At 35.0% G+C, this 23786-nt stretch carries 22 protein-coding genes; 12 read left to right on the top strand and 10 right to left on the bottom strand.

Annotated elements, in window-relative coordinates:
- The first annotated feature begins 218 nt into the window (after positions 1-218).
- Complete coding sequence (polA, locus tag ACFE0M_RS02660; protein WP_434544187.1) at positions 219-3029, top strand: DNA polymerase I; 2811 nt, start codon at positions 219-221, stop codon at positions 3027-3029.
- A 273-nt stretch (positions 3030-3302) separates the two neighbouring features.
- Positions 3303-3851 (top strand): crossover junction endodeoxyribonuclease RuvC, encoded by a 549-nt coding sequence (gene ruvC / locus ACFE0M_RS02655; RefSeq protein WP_434544186.1) that lies wholly within the window; start codon positions 3303-3305, stop codon positions 3849-3851.
- 112 nt (positions 3852-3963) lie between these two features.
- On the opposite strand, the gene ACFE0M_RS02650 is transcribed toward ruvC, so the two are convergent.
- From ACFE0M_RS02650 to ACFE0M_RS02635, 4 genes are all read right to left on the bottom strand, one after another.
- Complete coding sequence (locus ACFE0M_RS02650) at positions 3964-5070, bottom strand: AI-2E family transporter (protein WP_434544185.1); 1107 nt, start codon at positions 5068-5070, stop codon at positions 3964-3966.
- A 12-nt stretch (positions 5071-5082) separates the two neighbouring features.
- Entirely contained in the window at positions 5083-6126 is a 1044-nt protein-coding gene (locus tag ACFE0M_RS02645; protein WP_434544184.1) for a glycoside hydrolase family 113, read from the bottom strand.
- On the bottom strand, positions 6113-7798 hold the full coding sequence (locus ACFE0M_RS02640; protein ID WP_434544183.1) for a hypothetical protein: 1686 nt from the start codon (positions 7796-7798) through the stop codon (positions 6113-6115). Before ACFE0M_RS02640 ends, ACFE0M_RS02645 begins: the two co-directional genes overlap by 14 nt.
- Positions 7799-7935: 137 nt before the next feature.
- Complete coding sequence (locus tag ACFE0M_RS02635; protein ID WP_434544182.1) at positions 7936-8976, bottom strand: AI-2E family transporter; 1041 nt, start codon at positions 8974-8976, stop codon at positions 7936-7938.
- A 99-nt stretch (positions 8977-9075) separates the two neighbouring features.
- Between ACFE0M_RS02635 and ACFE0M_RS02630 the strand changes: the two genes are divergently transcribed.
- From ACFE0M_RS02630 to ACFE0M_RS02605, 6 genes are all read left to right on the top strand, one after another.
- On the top strand, positions 9076-9981 hold the full coding sequence (locus ACFE0M_RS02630) for an aldo/keto reductase (RefSeq protein WP_434544181.1): 906 nt from the start codon (positions 9076-9078) through the stop codon (positions 9979-9981).
- A gap of 325 nt (positions 9982-10306) precedes the next feature.
- On the top strand, positions 10307-11680 hold the full coding sequence (mnmE, locus tag ACFE0M_RS02625; protein ID WP_434544180.1) for a tRNA uridine-5-carboxymethylaminomethyl(34) synthesis GTPase MnmE: 1374 nt from the start codon (positions 10307-10309) through the stop codon (positions 11678-11680).
- 108 nt (positions 11681-11788) lie between these two features.
- The gene (locus ACFE0M_RS02620; RefSeq protein WP_434544179.1) at positions 11789-12019 is read left to right on the top strand and encodes a hypothetical protein; all 231 of its coding nucleotides are present in this window, start codon (positions 11789-11791) and stop codon (positions 12017-12019) included.
- Between the two features lie 160 nt (positions 12020-12179).
- The gene (locus tag ACFE0M_RS02615) at positions 12180-12611 is read left to right on the top strand and encodes a nucleotidyltransferase substrate binding protein (protein ID WP_434544178.1); all 432 of its coding nucleotides are present in this window, start codon (positions 12180-12182) and stop codon (positions 12609-12611) included.
- A gap of 7 nt (positions 12612-12618) precedes the next feature.
- A complete protein-coding gene (locus tag ACFE0M_RS02610) occupies positions 12619-12939 on the top strand; it encodes a nucleotidyltransferase domain-containing protein (RefSeq protein WP_434544177.1) in 321 nt (106 codons plus the stop codon).
- A gap of 42 nt (positions 12940-12981) precedes the next feature.
- Positions 12982-13512 (top strand): DUF6933 domain-containing protein, encoded by a 531-nt coding sequence (locus ACFE0M_RS02605; RefSeq protein ID WP_434544176.1) that lies wholly within the window; start codon positions 12982-12984, stop codon positions 13510-13512.
- Positions 13513-13543: 31 nt separating this feature from the next.
- Here ACFE0M_RS02605 and ACFE0M_RS02600 read toward each other — a convergent pair whose 3' ends face one another.
- The 3 genes from ACFE0M_RS02600 to ACFE0M_RS02590 all read right to left on the bottom strand — a co-directional run bounded on the left by ACFE0M_RS02600 (position 13544) and on the right by ACFE0M_RS02590 (position 17744).
- Positions 13544-14521, bottom strand: coding sequence for an endonuclease/exonuclease/phosphatase family protein (locus ACFE0M_RS02600; RefSeq protein WP_434544175.1), 978 nt, complete (start codon positions 14519-14521; stop codon positions 13544-13546).
- A gap of 159 nt (positions 14522-14680) precedes the next feature.
- A complete protein-coding gene (locus ACFE0M_RS02595; protein ID WP_434544174.1) occupies positions 14681-15883 on the bottom strand; it encodes a succinylglutamate desuccinylase/aspartoacylase family protein in 1203 nt (400 codons plus the stop codon).
- Positions 15867-17744: a CBS domain-containing protein gene (locus ACFE0M_RS02590; protein WP_434544173.1), complete on the bottom strand. Its 1878-nt coding sequence runs from the start codon at positions 17742-17744 to the stop codon at positions 15867-15869. The genes ACFE0M_RS02595 and ACFE0M_RS02590 overlap by 17 nt, the downstream gene beginning before the upstream one ends.
- Before the next feature lie 171 nt (positions 17745-17915).
- On the opposite strand from ACFE0M_RS02590, the gene ACFE0M_RS02585 reads away from it, so the two are divergent.
- From ACFE0M_RS02585 to ACFE0M_RS02575, 3 genes are all read left to right on the top strand, one after another.
- Complete coding sequence (locus tag ACFE0M_RS02585; RefSeq protein ID WP_434544172.1) at positions 17916-18470, top strand: GNAT family N-acetyltransferase; 555 nt, start codon at positions 17916-17918, stop codon at positions 18468-18470.
- A 357-nt stretch (positions 18471-18827) separates the two neighbouring features.
- Positions 18828-19175 carry a DUF6970 domain-containing protein gene (locus ACFE0M_RS02580; RefSeq protein WP_434544171.1) on the top strand — a complete coding sequence of 116 codons (348 nt, stop codon included), beginning with the start codon at positions 18828-18830 and terminating at the stop codon, positions 19173-19175.
- A 94-nt stretch (positions 19176-19269) separates the two neighbouring features.
- A complete protein-coding gene (locus ACFE0M_RS02575; protein ID WP_434544170.1) occupies positions 19270-19974 on the top strand; it encodes a hypothetical protein in 705 nt (234 codons plus the stop codon).
- Here the strand turns inward: ACFE0M_RS02575 and ACFE0M_RS02570 are convergent.
- Entirely contained in the window at positions 19952-20800 is an 849-nt protein-coding gene (locus ACFE0M_RS02570; RefSeq protein WP_434544169.1) for an agmatine deiminase family protein, read from the bottom strand. The two genes, ACFE0M_RS02575 and ACFE0M_RS02570, sit on opposite strands and share 23 nt — an antisense overlap.
- Before the next feature lie 19 nt (positions 20801-20819).
- Positions 20820-22538: an acyl-CoA dehydrogenase family protein gene (locus tag ACFE0M_RS02565; RefSeq protein WP_434544168.1), complete on the bottom strand. Its 1719-nt coding sequence runs from the start codon at positions 22536-22538 to the stop codon at positions 20820-20822.
- 243 nt (positions 22539-22781) lie between these two features.
- Between ACFE0M_RS02565 and ACFE0M_RS02560 the strand changes: the two genes are divergently transcribed.
- On the top strand, positions 22782-23225 hold the full coding sequence (locus tag ACFE0M_RS02560; protein WP_434544167.1) for a hypothetical protein: 444 nt from the start codon (positions 22782-22784) through the stop codon (positions 23223-23225).
- A gap of 88 nt (positions 23226-23313) precedes the next feature.
- Here ACFE0M_RS02560 and ACFE0M_RS02555 read toward each other — a convergent pair whose 3' ends face one another.
- Positions 23314-23565 (bottom strand): hypothetical protein, encoded by a 252-nt coding sequence (locus ACFE0M_RS02555; RefSeq protein ID WP_434544166.1) that lies wholly within the window; start codon positions 23563-23565, stop codon positions 23314-23316.
- Between the last annotated feature and the right edge of the window lie 221 nt (positions 23566-23786).

Below are 23786 nucleotides of genomic sequence, written 5' to 3'. Positions count from 1 at the left end.
TCTTGAATTTAAGACTACAGAAAAAGAACTTAATCCAAAGTGCCTTAAGTTTAATTAAGGAAGAACCTGTTAATATATTTTATTGGTATCAAATATCTCCTTCTCCATTAAACTGAATGAAGAATCATTAAAATTCATGGAATTCTTTGTTTGACATTCCTTTTCGAGCCACAATTTTCTAACTTTAAAATCTGTTTAACTCCAGAATCAAATTTCAAATGAGCAATATACCAGAATCAGATAAAAAATTATTTCTTCTCGATGCCATGGCACTTATTTATCGTGCCCATTTTGCCTTTAGCAAAACTCCAAGAATCAACTCTAAAGGAATGAATACTGGCGCAGCTTTAGGTTTTACCAATAGCCTTTTAGAAATCCTGAAAAAAGAAAAACCAACTCATATAGGCGTTGCCTTTGATACTTCTGCTCCCACTTTCCGGCATGAGGAATTTCCAGAATATAAAGCGCAAAGAGAAGAACAACCTGAAGATATTAGGGTTGCTATCCCCTATGTGAAAAAAATAGTGGAAGCTTTTAATATTCCGGTTTTGATTTTGGATGGTTACGAAGCAGATGACATCATAGGAACCATTGCCAAACAAGCAGGAGAGGATGGTTTCAAAGTTTATATGATGACACCCGATAAGGATTATGCGCAATTGGTAACGGATAATGTTTTCCTTTACAAACCTGCTTTCATGGGCAATGGAGTAGATGTTTTAGGGATTGAAGAAGTTAAAAAGAAATTTGATATTGATAGAGTTGAGCAAGTAATTGATATTTTGGGTTTACAGGGAGATGCAGTGGATAACATCCCTGGAATTCCTGGAGTTGGTGCTAAAACGGCTATTAAATTCTTGAAGCAATATGGCTCAGTAGAAGGTTTATTGGAACATACTGATGAATTAAAAGGGAAGATGAAAGAAAAAGTGGAGGCTAATAAAGAACAGGCCTTGCTTTCTAAAAAATTGGCCACTATCAAAATTGATGTCCCATTGGCTTACGAGCCTGATAAATTAACCCTTGACGACCCTAACGAGGAGGCTTTAAAGGAGTTATTTGAAGAACTGGAATTCAGAACCATTATGAAAAGGGTTTTGGGGGAAGAACCAGCAACCGCCTCAAAATCATCTGCTAAAGTTGATCCAGCTCAAATGTCCATGTTTACGGATACCCCAGAAGAGGCAGCGCAGAAAGATGAGGAACCAGAAGAAAGAAGGACATTGGCCAATACAGTTCATCAATATCATTTGATTGACACTCCCGCATTAAGAGAAGATTTAATCACCTATTTATCTATTCAGGATGAGTTCTGTTTTGATACGGAAACCACTGATTTGGAACCCACCGATGCGGAATTAGTAGGTTTAGCTTTTTCTTATGTAGCGGGAGAGGCTTATTATGTTCCTTTTCCAGCCGATCAACAAGAAGCTCAGAAGATAGCAGATGAATTTAAGGATGTATTGGAAAATGAAGACATCACTAAAATAGGGCAAAATCTAAAGTATGATATTCAGGTGATGCGTAATTATGGCATTAGGGTAAAAGGAAAAATGTTTGACACCATGTTGGCACATTATCTCCTCGATCCTGAAACCCGTCATAATATGGATGTGATGGCAGAGAATTACTTGAACTACAGTCCTGTTTCCATTACAGATTTGATAGGTAAGAAAGGAGTGAAACAAGGTAATATGCGGGATGTTCCTGTAGCCGATGTGGTGGAATATGCAGGAGAAGATGCCGACATTACCTTACAATTAAAGCATATTTTAGAAAAAGAAATCAAAGAAAATAAACTTGAAAGTCTGCTACATGATGTGGAAGAGCCACTTTCCTATGTTTTGGCTGAAATGGAATATGAAGGGGTGAAAATTGATAAAGATGCCCTGGCTAAAATGTCAAAGGAATTGGAAACCGCAGCTTTGGAGGCGCAGGAGAAGATTTTTGAATTAGCTGGTCAAGAATTCAATATCGCCTCACCAAAACAATTGGGAGAGATTCTATTCGATAAAATGAAACTGGTGGATAAACCCAAGAAAACCAAAACAGGTCAATATGCCACCGGAGAAGAAATTTTATCTAAGCTAGCCAATGAACATGAAATTGCAGATAAGATCTTAGAATTCCGCGAGTATCAAAAATTGAAATCAACTTACGTAGATGCATTACCAAGATTGATAAGTGAAAAAGATGGCAGAGTGCATACTGATTATCGTCAGGCTGTGGCTGCCACAGGTAGATTGAGCTCTAATAATCCTAATTTACAAAATATTCCGATTCGTACCGAAAAAGGAAGATTGATTAGGAAAGCATTCGTGCCAAGAGATGAAAACTATCAGTTGATGGCCGCGGACTATTCTCAAATAGAATTGCGCATTATGGCCGCTTTTTCTCAGGATGAAGCCATGATGGAGGCTTTCAAAAATGGAAGGGATATTCATGCTACTACAGCTGCTAAAGTCTTTGGGGTGGATTTAGAAGATGTAGATCCGGGCATGAGAAGAAAGGCCAAGGAGGTGAATTTTGGGATCATCTATGGCATATCGGCTTTTGGCTTGGCCCAAAATCTTAATATTTCAAGAACCGAGGCTTCGGATATCATTAAAGCCTATTTTAAGGAATTCCCTAAAGTCCATGATTATATGGAAAAAATCAAAGAAGAAGCTAGGGCCAATGAATATGTGACAACAATTCTAGGCAGAAAAAGATGGTTAAGAGATATTAATTCACGCAATCAGACGATTAGAGGTTATGCAGAACGAAATGCCATCAATGCTCCAATTCAGGGAAGTGCTGCCGATATGATTAAAATTGCCATGATCAATATTCATAAATGGATGGAAAAGGAGAATTTGAAATCGAAAATGATCATGCAGGTACATGATGAATTGATTTTCGATGCCCATAAAGATGAAATTGAAAAACTGAAGGATAAAGTAGTAGATTTAATGAAGAATGCCATGGAATTGGATGTACCTATGGAAATTGGGGTCGGGATAGCAGATAATTGGAGTGAGGCGCATTAAAAAGTTAGAAGTAGGGAGTTGGAAGCTTGAAGTAGTGAAGTATAGATTTGCGAAATAGAAATAAGGTTGAAATAAAATGGAAATAAGGTTGAAAAATAGATAGAAATAAATAGTTGTAAGTCAGATGATGGGTGGTTGGATGATTAGGTCAGTACCGAAGGTCAGACCGAAATCAGCTAGATGAAGTAAATATGATATAAACTTTTAGTGAATTTCTATACCTTCTGTGAGCTCTAAAAAGGAGTGTTTAAAAAAAATAAAGAATTAAAATATATGCCAAGTGATAAAATCATATTAGGGCTTGACCCGGGAACCACCGTAATGGGTTATGGAGTGATTCAAATCACCGGCAATAAAATGACAATGTTGCAATATGGGGTCATTCACTTGTCCAAATATGCCAATCATGAAATCAAACTTCGCAAGATTTTCGAAAGGGTAACAAGCTTAATCATTGATTATAATCCAGATGAAGTAGCTTTTGAGGCTCCTTTTTATGGAAAGAATGTACAATCAATGTTGAAATTGGGCAGGGCACAAGGGGTAGCCATGGCGGCTGCACTTAATAAAGATTTGCCTATTACAGAATACGCACCTAAAAAAGTAAAAATGTCAGTTACGGGCAATGGAAATGCTTCCAAAGAACAAGTGGCCGAAATGCTCAAAACCTTATTAGGTATCAAAGAAATCCCCAAATTACTGGATGCTACAGATGCTTTGGGAGTAGCCATATGTCATCATTTTCAGGGGGGTAAAACTGCTAGCGGTCCTAAAAGCTGGAAGGCTTTCATTAATGATAATCCTAGTAGGGTGAAGAAGTAAGTGTAAAAGTATTGAGGTCTTGATGTTTTTAAGTATTAAGTAGAATACACTAACTCCTTTTCTGTGTATTTCTGTGCCTTATGACAGCAAAATATCCCCATAAACTATTATTTTAATTTTTCTTAAATTTCTCCTTTAACCTCTTAAATATCCCTTTTTTATTTCCCTCACTATCCTGAAAATTAGAATTACCAATTAAGAGCGCTAAAGGTTTGAGTGGCTCATACTCTTCGCAAATTACTTTTAACATGGCAGCAAACGGAAGGAATAAAACCATGCCCGCAACACCCCAAATAGACGCACCTATAATCAAACTTAGTATAGCGGCAAAGGCATTTACATTCACGCTATTGCCCACTACTTTAGGACTTAAAAAGTTGCTCTCAATTAATTGAACTGCCCAAAAAAGAATGGCTACTGCTAGTGGCATAAAGAGTGAATCATGTGACATAAATGCATATAAAACGGGAATTGTGGCACCCAAAGTGGTTCCGATATAAGGAATAATGGAAAGAGAAGCCGCCAAAAAACCAAATAGGAATGGGCTGTCGATTCCAATAATCCATAAGCCGATACTATTGGCAAATCCTAGTATGATGATTAAGATTAACATACCGGAAAGATATTTTTGTCCCACTTGTTGAACGCTCTTTAGCATTTTGAAAAACTGTTGTTTCTTATCTTCAGGAGAAAATTTCATAAAAGCCCTAACTAAACCCTTATGATAAATCAGGAATAAGAACATATAAATAATGACCGTGACTAAGCCAGTAAAGAAATTGGCCGTACTATTGAATGTGCCACCTAATAGACTGCCTGCAGAATCTTTGAACCAAGATTTCAGATCTTTTAACAATTGATCTTTTTCCAGATCATCCACTAGACTCACATTTTTATTCACAAACACAATCACATCGGTAGAAAGCTTGGTGAGTTTCTTTCCAAAATTGCTGATTTCATCAGACAAAGCTATGATTTCTGCAGAAAAGAAGGTGATTCCTCCCCCAATGATGATAATTAATAATAAGATGGAAAAAAATGCAGCTAGGATATTTCCTATTCCCCAGCTCATAAATTTTTTATGAACTGGAAATAAAATGAATGCCAATAGCAGTGCAATTCCCAGCGGAATTAAAATGGATTTTGCCACTACTAAAAATGCTATCAAAATGGCGATAAATGCAAGCGTAAAAAATGCGTTTTGAAATGATATTTTCATAATGCTGTTGACTTAAAAATTATGATTGAATTCATTCTTAATAATATTTAAAGCAGGTTTGTCCTGTGGAGTATATGCCTTAATATTTCTATTGTTGAGCCCATTTCTGTTGAGGTGCCACTTCCAGATAAAGCCACCCTGCCACCAGTCTTCTGAGCGCATGGATTCATATAAGGCCTCAAATGCAATTATTTGATTATCAAAATTTATGTCCAAACTGTCTTTTGATAATTGCCAATGCCCTTTGGTATTGTAATCAATACTTTCATAACCATATTCTGTAAATAAAACTGTTTTTTGAAATTTTTCCGAGACCTTTTGCATTTCATCCTTTGGATGTTGCCAGGAGCTTATCAAGTCCTTTTTATTGACTGACTTTTCATTGCTCAATGGGAAATAAGCATCTATTCCTATATAATCTAGTTTATCCCAAAATTCAATTTTATCATATTCATCCCAATTGGCCGCGTAAGTTAGTTTTCCGCTAAAATTCTTCCTGCTATTTGAAATGAGTTTACTCCAGAATTTATCCCTTAATTGCGTAGATCTTCTGATTTCAGTTCCAAGGCAAAATAATTCCACCTCCATAGCTTCAGCTATTTCAATGTAGTTATCAATGTATTTTGAATATTGTTGCTCGAAAACATTCCAAAGACTATCAGACTCAAATTCCAAATCTCCGGCCCAACCTTGGCCTCCTACCCAAAGGTGAGGTTTTATCATCACTTTCAAGTTCAATAATTTGGCCATTTGAATGGTTTCTTTAACTCCTTCTGGTTTTTCTCCCCACCATTGTCTGGGGTGGTCAAAAATAATTTCAGCTGATTGTGCATTACAAAAAGCATAGGGTACAATCGCCACCCATTTTGCGCCCATATCTTTTACTTTTTGAAGCGAATCGATTTGAAATGCTTGTGGAGGTGCGACTAAATTAAAGCCATTAATTCTTGTAATCTTATGACTATTTTCTTCTGTAAAAAATAGAGAATTACTGAATACTGCAATTACACCAAACCCAATCAATAAAAAAATGAATTTCCACTTATTCACTTTCATCCTCCTTTCCGATACCTATTTTTTGCCAAAGGTTTCTGTCGTCTTTATCCTGCTCAAGTTTTTCAACTCTTGCTGGCTTTTCTAATCCTAAAGTAGATTGAAATCCTGACACCAGACTGTTGGACCAATAACTAAACATGGACTTCCGGGTGTCTCTCTTAAATTCTATTCTACCTACTCTATATTTACCATTATTTCGTGGGTTTTTTTGAGATAAGGCCACATTTGCCAACCAACTTAGTGCTTTATCTCCCTTTTCTTCTTCATTCAATACCTTATGGAATTTAATTTTAAAATCTGAATATTTGAATTCCATTTCACCGCTTACGGCCCTATTTCCCCCCGAATAGCTAAAGAATAATTCATCCACTCTTCCAGAACTGATTTCAATAGGATATGATTTGGCTAAATAGCTATTAAAAGCCCCTATTTCCATGGGTTGTAAGCTTCCATAAACTTTAAAATATCCGTATCGAGAAGTTAAATCATATTGAATATCGGCATCTAATCTTCCTTCTCCATAGAAGTCTGCATCGGCCTTTATTGCGAGGTACTTTCCATTTTTAATAATACTGTCCGACCGGTTGGTAATATTAGTAATTTCCCCATTAATATTATTCAATATTACCACTCCTTTTTCTTTACTGCCTTCAGGAATTTCAGTATAAGTCAGGTCCATATTATCCACTATTAATGACCTAACGTCAATGGAAATTTCACTTTCTTTTAAGAGATTAATCAGAATTGGAACAAATCGATCATCCGGTAATGGATAATTTTTATCTTTAAAAACTTGTAATATAATATCTTTTGTCAAAATAGAATTTATGCTTATCATACTGTCACCTTGCCATCTTATATCTTTTAATTGAATGGAATCTAATAAAATATCAATATAATTAGCCTCCTCTCCTTTTAGTTTAGCAAACTTTTCAGGGGAATAAACAGGTCGGTAATGCGTGGAGCTTAAGGATATGTGTTGCTTGAATAAATCAAAAGTCAATTTCTCAATGTCAATCTTATGTAAGTCATCTTTCAGAAAATAAGTTAATTCGTTGAATTCTAAGATTATTTCCTCGGCCACATCCTGAAAATCATTTAGTATTTTGTCTTTCTGAAAATGAATGTTTTTGGCAGTTAAATAGTATTTAGCTTTTATTCTTCCTGATTTTTTGTTGCGTTCATCATAAAATAATAAATCACCATCTTTCATATTGAATTCCTTTATATCTAATTCAAATTCACCCTCAAAAGATGGTTTGGAAGCCTTTGTTCTTTTAATTTTACTGAAGTCAATGGGGAGTAAAATCTTTGCATTTATCAATTCTAAGGTATTGAATTGATAAAATTGATTATTGAATGTTTCCCTATAGTTATCCCAAGAAATATTGAGATTGGGTATTTCCATGCTAGCTAGGGTGTCTATTTGATTGGCAATTAGATTTACATTGATCTTTTCAAGTAATATTTGTTTTTCAAAAAAATTAAATGAAATGTCTTCAATCACAAGTTTTACCGAGTCCTCAAAATAATTATTGAGTTCAGTTTGTAATGAATCTACCACAAAGGTTTTTATTTTCAATTCCTTAAGCAGTTGCCAACTGATAAATAGCAAAATAAAGCTACTTATAAAAATAATACCGGTTCTTTTAAGCACCTTATTTTTGGTCATGGTATTTTCTTATGTTGAAATAGTTTGATTGAAAATACAAAAAATATTGAGGCAATTAGAAAATAAGGTCAAAAAGGATTAGCAATGCTCTTAATAAACTCTTAGAGGCTTGCTTTATATAAATTAAAACCGATTACTTAAGACATCAACTTGGCAAACTTTTTACCTCCTTCAAATTCATTCAATATGGTTTTAAAAAGTACTGTCAATGGAATGGATAAAATCAAGCCGGGTACTCCCCATATAAATCCCCAGAACATTAGCATTACCAATACCACAATAATATTAATGGAAAATGACCTTCCCATAAAAATAGGCTCTAAAACAGCACCAAATAAAACTTGAGCACCTGTAAAAAGAATGGCGGCCAAGAGTAGGGTGCCGGGGCTTTCAATTTCTATAAAAGCAAAAATCATTACCAAAACAGTTGAGACAACAGAACCTACCATCTGCACAAAGTTGATGACAAAAGCCAATAGGCCCCAAAAAAGTGGGAAACTTATGCCTAAAGACCAGGCTATTATTCCAAATGCAATGCCAGTTAATAAACTGACAAATATTTTTACTTTTAGGAAATCGGACACACTTCTTTCCACTTTCATAAATGTTTTTACGGATTGGGTTCCTCCTGTAAAGAGTGTACTCTGCAAAATGTCCTTAAAATTAAGGGAACCTGCCAATAAGAGCATTAAAAAGAAGAGTGTCATCAGTATGTTGACTACTGTGCTTTGAATAAAGGATATGGTTATCGTAAAATTGTCTAATATAAATTGCTCTATTTTATCACTTTTTAATAAGCCTTTTATGGTGCTTTCGCCATTGGATTGATCTAAACCCAAAGTTTCAGCAAATGGTGTGACTACCTGCTCAACCTTATTGTCTAATTTCTTGAAAATTTCGGATTTACCTTCTTCAATTTGCTTGCCGGACATTTGAACAATTTTAAAGCCCGAAAAGCCTGTAAATGCCAAAATCAGTATTACGGTTCCTAAAGCAATAAATTGAGGAACTTTTCTTTTTTTCATCCATCGCATCATGGGGGTAAATAATAATGCTATGAAAATGGCAAACATTAAAGGAATGAATATAAAGGATAATAACTGTAGGCTGTAGAAAATGACAGGTATTACCAGTACTAATAATAACTTATTGGTGGTTGATTGTTCGTTTAACTTCATCTCAAAATTGAATCTATGTGCAAGCTAACGAAGAAGTTTAAATTAGGATATGTGATATTGAAATATTTATGTAAATTTTAGTTTTATTTTATATATCTAATGAGACAAACAAGCTTATCCAAAAATTCAATAGAATTTTCTCCTTACTTAGTTGGCACCATGCGATTAGGGAAGTGGGGTGAAAATTTCAATACTAAACAATGGATCAATTTTATTGAGGAATCCATTGCCATAGGTTTAAAGGACTTTGACCATGCCGATATTTATGGAGATTATACAACTGAAGCTGATTTCGGAAAGGCATTAAAGGAAAAGCCTTATTTACGTGAGGAAATGCAAATCACTACTAAATGCGGTATTAGAATGCCGGCCGAAAATCGTCCTAAGAATAAATTAAAATCTTATGATTCAGGTGAACAATACATTCTTCAATCTGTAGAGAATTCCCTTCGAAATCTTCGTACTGATTATATTGATGTATTATTGCTACATCGCCCTGATTTTTTGATGAACCCCAATGAAATAGCGGAGACTTTCGAGAAATTAAAGGATGATGGAAAAGTGCGTTTTTTTGGGGTTTCAAATTTCACAACCTCTCAATTCGAAATGATAAATTCAGTTTTTCCTTTGGTAACGCATCAGATTGAAGCTTCCTTGAGTCATTTGGACCCATTTGAAGACGGCAGTTTAGACCAGTTATTGATGAAAAATATCAGACCAACCGCTTGGTCCCCACTGGGTGGCGGGCATTTTATGCATAAAGGAAATTCAAAATCTGAGCAAGAACTCAATACCACATTGAAAAATCTAAGCGAGAAATACGAATTGAATACTGCTCAATTGATGTTGCTTTTTTTGAAAAAACATCCTTCTGGCATCATACCAGTATTGGGGACTTCAAAACCAGAAAGATTGGAAGAAGCTTTAAAAGTGGAGACTAAAACCATGGAAAAAGAAGATTGGTATGCTTTATATTCAGCAGCGAAAGGAGAGGAATTGCCTTGATATAAAACATTTGTTATTGAGTTTAAAAGCTTCTTAGGTTATTAACTGATTTTTAGATAGTTGGTGTGCCACCAACCATTGATTTGCTTTAAAATCACTGAACTTTGGAAAAGTTTTAATCTTAAATTACCGCACTTGATTTTTTCTGTGCGTCATTCCCACGAAGGTGGGAATCTAATGATTTTAATCTTTGATTAAAATATCAGCAAATGATGTTGATTAACAGATAATCAGTTGTTAAGCGAAAAAAAGATGGAAAACTGAATATTAAGCTATAATCTAGATTTCCGTTTTATAATCGCCAATTATTCATGAAATTTGCAAGATGTTAGATCAGTTGAAGGAAACCATTATTGCATTATCTACAGCTCCCGGGGTTGGGGCGATTGCTGTCATTCGTCTTTCGGGAGAAGATGCCATCACAATTACCAATAGTGTATTCAAGGGTAAGAATCTTTTAAATCAAAAAAGCCATACCGCTCATTTTGGCACTATCCGTAATGAGGAGGGTGAAATCATAGATGAAGTAGTAGCCACATTGTTTATTGCTCCACATTCTTTCACCAAAGAAAATGTAGTGGAAATTTCCTGCCATGGTTCGCCTTATATCGTTCAAAAATTGATTAAATTATTTTTAACTAAAGGAGTTCGCTTAGCAAAAGCAGGAGAATTCACCCAAAGAGCCTTTTTGAATGGTCAATTTGATTTGGCACAAGCTGAAGCCGTAGCTGATTTAATTAATGCCGATACAGAAGCATCTCATAAAGCGGCCCTGAATCAAATGCGCGGAGGGTTCTCAGAACAAATTAAGCAACTCAGAGCAGAACTGATTCATTTTGCCAGTATGATAGAACTGGAATTAGATTTCGGTGAAGAAGATGTAGAATTTGCCGATCGAGACGATTTGAAAAAGCTTGTCAATCAGTTGTTAAGCGTAATTACCGCTTTAGTGAGCAGCTTTGATTTAGGGAATGTGATCAAAAATGGAGTACCAACCGTCATAGCCGGAAAACCCAATACTGGTAAATCGACTTTGTTAAATGCGCTTTTAAATGAAGAAAAAGCCATTGTTTCCGATATAGCAGGAACTACCCGAGATTTCATAGAAGATGAAATCAATTTGGAAGGAATGGTTTTCCGATTTATCGATACAGCAGGTTTACGAGATACCGAAGATAAAGTAGAGGCCATAGGCGTACAGCGAACAAAGGATAAAATGAAGCAGGCTTCTCTGATTATCTATATGTTCGACTTGAAGAATGATACTTTAACCGAAGTCAACAGAGATATCAATATGCTGGAGAATTTGGGGATTCCCTTTATAAAGGTAGGGAACAAGCTGGATGAAGCACAGCAAGATCTTTATAATGAAATGAAGAAAGATAAAAACACACTCTTCATTTCTGCCATCAATAAAGAAGGCTTGGAAGCCTTAAAAACAAAGCTAGTAGAAACCGTAAATCTCGATAATTTCAAAACAGGAGACACAGTAGTGACCAACATCCGCCATTATGATAATCTGGTACAAACCCAAAACAGCTTAAATGCGGTACTTAGAGGATTAGGTGACAATATCACAGGAGATTTTCTTGCGCTGGACATTCGGCATGCCTTGCGATTCTTAGGTGAGATCACAGGGGAGATTACTACTGATGATTTGTTGGCTAATATTTTTTCGAAGTTTTGTATCGGGAAGTAGGGGAATCAGAAAAATCTATACTTTCTACCCTAGTTTAAGTTTAACCGGATTTCAATTTAAGCAAAAATGGTATATTCGTTTTACATTATACCACCAAAATAGAATAAAATGAGAACCGAAAAAATCACACTTTCACTTAACAGGAAATTATTGGACAAATTAGCTAAAAATGCCAATATGAGCCGTTCTGAATTTGTAAGGGGCTTGATCTCTAAAGAAGCTGATAAAAGTGATGCCCCTTTCGAAATTTCAAAAGAAATATTGGAGTTAAAAGGCTGCGTAGCTTCTTCTGAACTATCATCCAGAAGTAGGGATCGAAATTCAGTTGTGAAAAGATAATTAGGCTAGATAAAAAATTTAGAAATAAGGATTCAGAGTTCATTTGGACTCCTTATGATTTAAATTCTTATATTTCGGATATACTAAGATAGGTCATCGAATATTAGTTTTTTTAGTTCACAAACTTAATTAATACTAAAAAAGAGGTGTTTTAAATTATATGGAAAACCAAGATATACGTTGGATTCAGCGCTTTTCAAATTTCAATAAAGCTTTTTTGCAGTTAGAAAAAGCTGTAGAACTTAGCTATGAACGTGAACTTTCTGATTTAGAAGAACAGGGTTTGATTCAATCGTTTGAATATACACACGAATTAGCCTGGAAGACGCTAAAAGATTTTATTCAAGGAAAGGGTAATACAAAAATTTATGGTTCCAAAGATGCCACCAGAGAGGCATTTCAACTAGAACTAATAACAGACGGTGAAGGATGGATGGAGATGATTAAAAGTAGGAATGAAACCTCGCATACTTACAATGATGATATTGCGGAAGCTATAGCTACAAATATTAAAGAAAAATATTTTGTCCTTTTCAAAGATTTTCAACTAAAGATGGAAGAATTGAAATCAGGGAATCAATCCAATATATAATAATGAAATGGCTTTCGGTTTAGAAAATAATACCATTGAAAAAATTAAAGTGTGTCTTAACAAAAATCCTAGAATAGAAAAAGCAATTCTTTATGGGAGTAGAGCAAAAGGCAACTACCGAAATGGGTCCGATATTGATTTAGTTTTGATTGGAAGGGATATGAAATTTGAAGATTTAGCTCAATTAGAAAATGAAATTGATGAACTGCTTCTACCTTATAAATTTGACATTTCCATTTACCACCAAATCAATAACCCTGATTTGTTAGAACATATAAAAAGAGTCGGAAAGATATTTTTTGAGCAATTGAAGCCTAAAAAAAGTTAATAAAATAAAATCTTTAGATTCAAATCAAGAGATTTAGAACTTATGTCTATTCATTTATATCAATCAAAGAAAGTCCAACGATACTTAGGCAAAAATATTTATGATAAAAATGAGCCTGTAAAAGAACAGATTGACCCACTTTTAATTTGGTATGTAGATGTATTTTTCATCCAGCGTGAACGCTATTTAGTAATTGCTAATCCCTTAACTAAATTCACATTTTTTATTTTCCGTTATTCAAAAAAGACCCACCCTGATTTTCTTAAAGCGTTTAAAGAAAAGTTATCTTTTAGCCTTCAAGCCATTGATATAAATCCTGAAAAATACTTGGACAAATGTGATGAGATTATGCCAATTTTTGAAACCAATCGATCTGCTTCCGCTCATTTAAGTCGAATAAAAGAAGATTATGGAGATATGATTTCAAGTCGCTGGCATGAGGTTTATCCTCCTGAGGATGAAGTGTTTTACAATAAAATAATCAGCGAATACATCACCTCTTATGATAAAAAGGAATATGATTTTCCACGAAGAAGATTTCATCATGAGCTGATTTTGAGAAGGTTGGATTAGCTACGCTCCTAGGAAAAAATTCTTTTATACTTCACCTCTTTTCAGAAGCTACAAAATCTGCTATCACGGGTAAATGATCGCTTACCGTACGCATCTCCTCAGTATTAAGTAGCATTGGCACCTTTAATGAACCTTTTACCAGCTCAGGAATCATATTTTCATTGACCAATAGGTAATCAAGTCTGCGTTTTGGATCATCAGCAGTATGTGTCATCACATCTAACGGAAGGGGGTCGATAAAAGAAATTCCTTCTACCTTTTCTTCAAAAGACTGGATCTCACGGCTGTCAGGATAGCTGTTTAAATCGCCAGCAACAATTATATTGGCATTTTTATGCTCATTATAGATTCGAGCATACTGTTCTTTTAGCAAAGCAATCTGCCCAAGACGCATGGCTACGTCACGCTCCCCTCTTCCAGCTTTCAGATGAGCTCCTGTTAGATAAAAATTGTAATCTTGATCAGCCATTACTTCGATCGTCCATAGCCTTGTGTTAATCCTGCTTTGTGTTTCGTATTGATCCTTTCCTTCTTCATCGGTATAAGCCACTGGAGAATGAACTGATCCATAGCTGTACATCACGCCCAAAGGCAGTCGGCTCATCACTACCACATTCTGATACCAATTGATACTTGCAGCATCAGCAAAAAAACGGTAGTTCAACTCTGGAAAAAGGTCTTCGGATAATTTCTTGGCTAACTGAATATGCTCAATTTCCTGCAACACTACCACATCCGCATCTGCCTTTTTTAATGCTTCAGCAAATAGTTTGAATTTCTTCTCTAGTACTGCGGTATCAGGATTATTTTCTCTTTTATTGTTCACATAGGGGTTGTCATACAGATCTACAAAATGCTCTACATTCCATGTCATCACTCGAAAAGTGTCGGTAGCTAACATCTCGTAGTTTTCTGGGTAAACCTGTGCTTTGGTTAAGAAAGATCTATCCGAAGGTTTGCAAGAAATTACGAAAATGAGCAATGTTATAAAGCCAAGTAGATTTTTCATATCAATTTTTTCTGCAAATTATGGGTTAAAATCCCATAAACCAAGAAAGAAGAAGTTATCAAATTATTTATTATATTGGTAAGTGATTGTTGTATTAGTAGCTAGCGGAAATTAAAAAGCATTCCTCTTTCATTAAGGATAAGTAATCTTATCATTCTTCTAATTGTTTGAGTACCAACTTTCATCCTTATACTCATCTTCACGGGAAGCTAATTCCCTATTTCGCATCAAGTAAAAGTTTTTATCTAATCGCTTGCTTCTGTACCCAAGGAGATGAAAGAAATCCTTGGTAAAGAAGCGTGCGATTTTGCGATTGACACGAAGTGCCGATCCTTCGCTCCATGATACTCCAGGTAAAAGAGGGAGTATCCGGTCAAGTCTGATTTTACGAAGTATGGCAGATAATTTTAGGGCAAATTTCGATACTCTTTGTATGGCAAAGAAACCTTCAGAGCCCTGAGCTTGATAGAGCGGCATAAATATTCGTGCTTGAGAATCAGCGTATATGGGCTTTTTATTGCTAATAGCCAACTGCTGACCTTTCTCTATTAATTCGAAATTTACATAGCCCGGGATCATCTGGAAGTCCTCTCCCGGTTTTATTTTATAACGATATAAAATCTCGTAAAAGTCACGTGTGTTCATGGTGTTTTTTGCCAACGTTGCGTAGTATTTATTGAAATCTACAGCATTTTTATCAATAAGACCGGCAAAAACGAGCGATAAAATACTAAAGGCAAAATGATTTTGAATGGAGGAGTTGTCATCATGCTGACCTGCTTCAAAACCAAAAGCTACATACCCCAACTCATTAATATAGCTTAGTAAGGGTCCCTCTAAATATTCTTCTATTCCTAAAATGGTGGGAAGCGGATACTGGTCGGTGAACTTTCTATTAAGCAAGCTGTCATTCATTACTACAAAAGGCATTGTTTCGCTGGAAGTAGTATGGAGATCTAGAAAATAAAAGGGGCCTGTGTCTTGCGATAAAATATCATTTATACATTCATTTAAATTTATTAGTTCAGCGATATCTTTATCATTAATCTCTAATTTTCCTTTCTGGAGTTGAAGCATTCTCTCATTTGTCCAAAGGCGATTCAAGTCTTGTTGGTGAAATCGCTCTCCATTTTCCAGAGCTGGAAGATTACCGGCTATTGCATATAGGTTGCCCTGAATTTTAATATTATTGGTTTTGAGAAACTCCATCAATTGATTTAAGGCGAAAATTCCTGCAGGCTCATTGCCATGAATACCTGCTGTTAAAATCATAGAAGGTCCGTTGCTTTTACTTTTGAGCTTACCAATAAAGCGTTCAATATTAATTGTCTGATTAAGTGCTTTACTATAAACCTTGGTCATTGTTATAAGGAATTATATCATTAATGGTTATGATTCCAACAAGGTGGCGATCATGGATTACCGGAACACATCCGATAGAATTTCTTTTCATTAAATCTAGTGCGTTTTTGATGGTGGTTTCTGGTCTGACGGTGATAAGGTCTTTTGTCATAATTTCCGAAACCAATAATCCTTCAGTATGACCAATTTCTTTTTTATAGCGCTCTAAATGTGACCATGTGAGTAAACCGCAGAGCTCCCCTTTTTTATTTTCTACGGGAAGATGATGAATATTTTTCCATAGCATCACACTTGTTGCCAGATCGGCCAGGTCATTTTCTGTGACAGTAAAAAGCTCGGTGCTCATGATATGCCCCGCCAAATAAGAAGCTTCATGAGCCTCTAATGTAGGATCAACTTCTGGCCATTCATGTGAGATGATATTTTCATTTTGATTTTTATAAATAGCTTTGGTCAGCATTAGCAAAGCATCATCCTTTTTATGAGTTTGTTTGAGTTTTCGATAGTTTCGGATGCACCATTGTGAAGCTGTTTCTTTAGCGGTTCTTTCTTCAATAATTCCAAGGTATTTGTCTATGTCTTCCTCAGCAATTTTTGCTTTCTTCAACCCCTCATAGGCTATGGGTAAAAGATATTTAGTGATAAGTTTTCTGGCGGAATATTGTTCTCCTTTCCATCTCATGACAGACTCCTTACCGGTGCGGGCAGCCTTTATAAAATTGGATTTTACATCTCTAAACTCCATTACTTTAGCCATATCGTCAAACTCTTTTGGCCTTCCCATCATCATCCCTATCCAAAAAGCAAAATTTGCAATTTCATCTTTCACTGTAGGTCCGGCCGGAATATAACGATTTTCAATACGGACATGCGCTTTACCATTTCCTACTCCATAGCAACACCTATTCCAATGATATACGGTGCCATTATGGAGATTCAAGGCCTGTAGTTTTGGAATTCTGCCTTGTGATAGTTCCTCTAGCGAATTATTATCAATTTCTTTAGCAATGAGTATTTTATGTCTTGCTATATCATCTTTAAATATTTCAGCTATGGAACCGGAAGCCCAGGAATTTCCAAAAGAAACTCTTGCCAACTGTTCTTTCAATGCAAAAGATGAGCTTCTGGTATCAATGCTTTGTTGAAAAAGTGCAATACGAGTTTCGCTCCATAATTCACGACCTAGCAATAAGGGAGAATTGCAACATACACTCAATAATGGACCAGAAATGGCTTGTGCCCAGTTGTAGCTTGAGATAAAATCTTGTGGGGCAATTTGTAAGTGCATCTGAAAGCTGGTATTGCAGGCTTCAAATAAAACAGAGTCGTGTATAAGAGATAGCTCATCTATTCCTCTGATATGGAGGTCAATATCTTTGCCGCGCTGCGCCTTTATCATATCATTAAGTGCGTAATATCTTGGGCTAGGCGTCATATATTCCATTTCCAATTCATTCTTGGAAATGGTGGGAAGAATACCAGTTAAAAGAACTCGATCACCATATTTTTCAGCGATTTTAGCGGCTTGAGAAAGGTGAAAATTTAAGGATTTTTCATAATCACTGAAGCATTTTTCTTTTAATTCTAAAGGATCAAGATTGATTTCCAAGTTGTATCGTGCAAGTTCCGTTGTGAAATGGGAGTCATTGATGGCTTCTAATATCTCGACAGATTTCTTTGAAGGCCGCCAGTTGTCAGTTATCAAACAAAATTCCTGTTCGGCACCTATTCTTGTAATATCATCTTCAATTAGTCCCTGATCAAGCATGGTTTCGAGCGACTTAATATCTGTCAGCAAATGCTCAATAAATTCTGCTCTTAATTCATGGCTTAAACTTGAATTTACATTATGTTCTCCCATAGTTTATATGGATTATTTAACTAAATATACATATAATACAAGACAATTTAATCTAAAGTATTCAAATTTTGGGTAGTAAGATCCTACTAAAATTAAAAAATCGATTTTTTGATCGGATTTTCATCAAATACGTATTCACTGAAAATATTTTATTAATTCCACTTTATAGAGATGTCATCTAGCTATTTTGAATTACAGCCTAAGAACTTGAATAATGACCTTATACGCTTGGTTCCATTAAAAAATTCTGATTTCGAATTTCTTTATTCTGTGGCGTCAGACCCAGACATTTGGGCTCAACATCCTAATAGAAATCGATTTGAACGAGCAGTTTTTCAAAACTTTTTCAAGGGTGCGATGGAATCAGGAGGAGCTTTTTTAATACAAGGTCAAAATAAAGAAGCGATTGGTAGCTCAAGGTTTTATGATTTTAATTCAAAAGAAAGTGCTGTTCACATTGGATATACGTTTTTGGCCAAGAAATATTGGGGTAAAGGCTACAATAGGGCTTTGAAATCATTGATGCTAAACCATGCTTTTAAATATGTAGATAAGGTTATTTTCCATGTTGGTTCCAATAATATACCTTCCCAAAAAGCTATGAATAAATTAGGTGCCATTAAAACAGGGGAAATAGAAGTGGCTTATTATGGGGAACCTATTCGTAAAAACTTCATATATGAAATCATTAAAAAAGAATGGGATAATATCATTGATATCACTTAAATATTTAAACCTATTTTAGCAAGAATTTAACCATCACTTTTAATATTCACATGACAATAATTTGGGATCTTATAATCCATCCTCCAAAGGATGAAGCTGCTTATAATCAAGGGTTTGCGAGTGAACATCGCTAATTTCACGATAAAGTTTTTGAATCCACCACAGCAAGATTTCATGAGGAGCTGATTTTGAAAAGATGGGATTAGCAAAAATAAATCATATGCTTTAGTCCTTTTTAATAATTTGGGTGTCTATGAATTAGATTAGTATAAAATAAGGCATAAATCCTTATAAGGCATAAATCCTTATTTTCGATAAGATATTAGATGCTTATGCAGAGGAGGTAATAATAAAATCATGAAAAAATTGACAGTTTTTATCAGTATGGCAGTCCTTTTTATAAGTTGTGAAAAAGAAGATATTTTAATTAATACTCCGGAATGCATTAAGGATCAAATTGAGGATATCGCAAAAGGTGATGTTTGGAATCCGCCAGCAAAAATTTACAGTTATCAATACGAAGGACAAACAGTGTATTACTTTCCATCGAGATGTTGTGATATTGCCAGTTCACTATATGATGCGGAATGTAACTTATTATGTTCACCCGATGGTGGGCTAAGCGGAAATGGAGATGGACAATGCTCAGATTTTCATGATTTGAAAACTGATGAAAAATTAATTTGGGAGGACAAGAGAGAATGAAAAAGTTTAACTATTTATTGATGAGGATAATCTTATGAAGCCCTTTTATCTGTTGCCAATCGATTAAATTATTCAGTTTATATTTCAGATCTCAATGAAGCAAATATTATTAATCTCATTCTTCACATTAATTTTACTGAACCAAACCTATTCTCAAGAAAATGCTAAGATCAGCCATATTCTGAATTTAAAGGCAATGCCTCTTTCCCTTTTTGGTGATAATCCCAGATATAGAATTGGATTGGAATATATAGCCAAAAACAATTTCGGTTACGGCATTGATATCGGATATGGAAATAGTCAGCTGAACCAATGGTGGCTAAGGAATTTGCAATGGGGGAAAGATTACTCTTATGTTGAAATCAGACCTGAAATAAAATATTTGGCATTAACTAGGAAAGACTACTTCCTATATGGAGCAATTGAATTCCTTTTTGCTGAAATGAACGACTATTTAGAGTCAGGCGAATATCAAAAGGAGGATATTAAAAATGGAACCTCTTATGAAAGTGCCCGATTTATGAAACGAAAAACGGGCTTCCATTTAAAAGGAGGTTTTAATGCAATGGCACTGAAGCGATTAAATTTTGATTTTTATGGAGGCCTTGGTTTTGTAAAAAGAACTATTTCTTATACCGATGTGGTAAATCCAAGGGATGATAGAAATATATTTGTTGAATGGATTCCTCAACCGCATCTATTTGAGGGGGAGATGCTCATTTTACATGTTACTTTAGGGCTGAAAGTTGGATATACATTTCCAATGAAACAAAAAATCACTCCTTTAAACACCAACTGATACAATTCATCAATCCACCATGTTTTCCCACTGCATCTATATTGATTGGAATAATTTTTCGATCAGTAAAAGTGTCTTTCATGATATTTAATGCTTCATCATTCTTTTGCTTAGGGTGATCAAAAATCGGAAACAAAATAACATCTGCAATTTCCAAAAAATTGACATATACCCCTATGGCAGAATAATGGTTACTGGATTTATCTTCAAAAAAGGGTAAATCAATATAATTGAAGCTATATTTTTCCAAAACCCCCTCAATACTTTTTCTAATGGGTTTATACTCATTACTTAAGCGATTACCAATCAGAGTATTTTCATTGACAAACCGTAACATCCCATCTGCATGACCTACCATATCGTGCTTTTCCTCATGCGCCTTAATGATGATAACCTCTGTTTGTAAATCTTGTTCAATCCTTTCATACAATAAATTGTGATCGTTCCGATAAATATGATTTTCTTGAACCACTCGGTCTGTTATGATGACTTTGTCCTTCCATTTCACCACATTACCACCATCCAGATTAATGTTGTGTTCTGAGAAATGAGTTTTTAGATTATTGGCTTTAATTACGTTCTTTGGAGAAGTCCAATTGGCTCTGGGTTCATAACTGGGTTGATATCGGAATTTTATTAGACGCTTATCAGCGGTTTGGATCGGCATATAATCCCTAGCCCACTCATCTTTGGTTCCTTTTAGTAGTTTTACTTTAATATAATCGAAAGGAGCCAAAGCTTCCAGAATTCGATTGAACTCCTCTGGAAAATTTGCTTTAAGCTTCTCTGAAAAATAGACGGTATTACATTCAGAATCAATAATCATTTTCCAAATATAGATGATATTATATTTCCCAAGCCATCAATCCTTTTATATCCTCCACAGTCCTTACTTTAAGATTTTCATCCTTTTCCAGCTTTGATTTCAAAAATTCAGCCGTTGGCCCCATCCAAGCTTTATTACGCTCATCTGTATTTTTCAAAATCAGGCTTAATTGATAAAGCGTGGTCAATTTTTCGAAAAAATATTTGGCATGCAATTCCAGTTCCTCTTGCTCCATTTTAAATAAGGTCTTTGTTTTGGACTCAAGCACTTTTAAATGTTCCAATATCAAATCATCATAAGCTTTATTTTTTCCTAATGCTTTTTGGATTTCTTGCATCATCACTTTCAAGCCTTCAGCTTTAAAACTGGCCCTTAACATATCCAAAGTCATGATGTTGCCAGCTCCTTCCCAAATAGGTAAAACCATCACATCCCGCATGATTTTGGGAACAACACCATCTTCAATATAGCCGATTCCACCCATGAGTTCCATGCTTTCTCTGGTGATGTAAACAGCTTTTTCTGCTGACCATTTTTTCACCATTGGAGTTAGTAATCTACCCAAGTGCTTTTCATTCTCTGTCTGCCTACTGGCTGATTCGTCTCCATTATCGGCTTTATCCAAAGCTTCTATTGCTCTCCAAGTCAAATAAAAATTGGCTACATTTAAACTTCCTATTTCAAATAGTTTTTCTTTAATTAAGGTATGTTCAATAGCAGTTTTACCAAAGCTTCTTCTATAAAGATTAAAATTGTAGGCTTCCACCAAAGCGCGTCTCGCTCCCGATAGTGCTGCTATAGAATTGTATAGTCGGGAAAGATTAATCATATCGGTCATAATTTTAAAACCATTGAATTCATCTCCTATCAGTTTGCCTACCGTGCCGTCTAAAACACATTCGGCACTGGCCATAGAGCGAACTCCCAATTTATCCTTTAGCCTTACAATGGGTAATTTATTTTTGCTTCCATCAGGCAAATGTTTTTCAATCAAAAATATAGAAAGTCCTCGAGTGCCTTCTTTGCTTTCATCCGTTCTGGCTAAAGCAAAAATCAATTCTGCATTCACATTACTACAAAACCATTTCTCACCACTCAAAAGGTAAGTTTCATCCTCTTGCTTTTCTGCTTTCACTAAATTTCTTCCTACATCAGAGCCTCCGGACTTTTCAGTCAAAAACATGGCTCCTGTGAAAAATTCTTCCAATTCTGTAGTATAAATATGAGGAAGTAATCGCTTTTTATCTTCTTCTGAGCAGTGCAAATCGATTAATCGAGCTACTCCGTCCGTCATGCAAAGGGGGCAATATTGCCCCAATTCGCTCATGGCATAGAGATAACCCGAAGCAAAACCTAAACTGTGTCGTTCTTGCTTAAACATTTCCCTAAGATTTGGCTCCCACTTCACCCTAAACATTTCAGAATCAATGGCGATTTCCATCAATTCTTGATAGGAAGGATGAAATTTAACCTCGTCTATATTCTCCCCAAAGAAATTCCTTTTTATTAATTGAGGCCCATTTTTATCAGCATCTAAGGAAAGTACATCCATTTTTTGGGCTGCATCTTCTCCGGTTTTATTAAGTTTAGAGGTCATGTAATCTAAACCCTTAATGCTTACTTTCCTTTTCAGATAATCTTGAATGATTAAGTCACTTTTATAGAAATTTTGGCTTGTTCGATATTCTTTTTCAACTACCTGATTCTCGACAGATTGCTTTTTTTTAGTGTTTTCCACGGTAATTTGATTTTGAAAACAAAAGTTAAATCAAATAATTGAGAAAAAATAGGCTTTTATGCCTAATATTTAAATTCTTCAATGTAATACTGAAGTTGAATTGGGTTTATGATTAAAAATGAGTTCTATTTTATTACTCAATGGCACGAATTAACTCAAAAATCACTATTTCAAACAATAATAATCACAATATAATATTTGAATATTAATAAATAATACTATTTTTAGCATAAAAAAAGTAGTATGGAAAAATCAAGAGTATTTTATGAAACACCAACGGCAAGTGTTTTTTGGGATGAAAAATTGAATGCACTATTTCTTCAGTATCATTCAAAAGTTAAAAATCTCGATGAGTTCATTGAAATCAACAGTAATTTGTTGGAAGCATTCAAACAATTAAATACCACTGTAGTAGTAGCAGATATCCGGAGAATGAGCATCATATCCTTGGAGGCTCAGAAGTGGATTGTTGACAATTTATTCCCGGGATTATTAAAACATTTAAAGGGCAAAAAGTTATTTCATGCTCAGTTATTAGATCCCAAGGAAATTTTATCTAAAGTTGCGGCCTCAAACCTAAAAAAGAAATCTGTTGTGGTAGAGGAGGGGTTCACAATAGAACAGTTTTCAGATGAGAATACACTTGAAGAAGTTATAAAATCTAGAAATCTAAAGGTGGCATCTTAAATCTATGAATGTAGTTTTCCGTTTTCAGTGTTTTTACAATTGATTTATTTTTTTAGAATCTGAGACGGAAAACTTAATTAAATCAGTACTATCTTTTCAATCCACTTTCATTTCTCCAGCCATAAGGGTTGGCATCTGCAGTGGTAATTTCAGCGTTTATTTTTTCCTCAGCAGGATCTTGGGTATAGACCATAGTGCCTGTGCTCCATTTCAATAATTTTACTTTGTTGATTAGCGCTTTTTCTTCACCATTAAATAATTGATTTACCAAATCTTTTTTATCTGCGGCATTGCAATTTACCGTTGTCCCATCTTTATAAAATACTTCGTATTCCCTCATATCTTTTTTATGTTAATCCTACTATTTTATTTTTGATGCCTTGGATCAAATCTGACTGGTCTTTATATAATTCCCCTGTTTAGGTGTTTGCTTTCACCTAAACAACTACCTTCTTTTCAAATTATATCTCACAGAAACTTTAAGGTGAAAACACCTTAAAGGAGGTGATTTTTTTTATCGTTATTAAATTTGACAAAGTAAGATTAATAACTATGATTAAA

This window comes from Marivirga sp. (genome assembly GCF_051117495.1).
In the GTDB taxonomy this organism is placed as follows: Bacteria; Bacteroidota; Bacteroidia; order Cytophagales; family Cyclobacteriaceae; genus Marivirga.
This window is presented reverse-complemented; position numbering and strand designations above follow the sequence as displayed.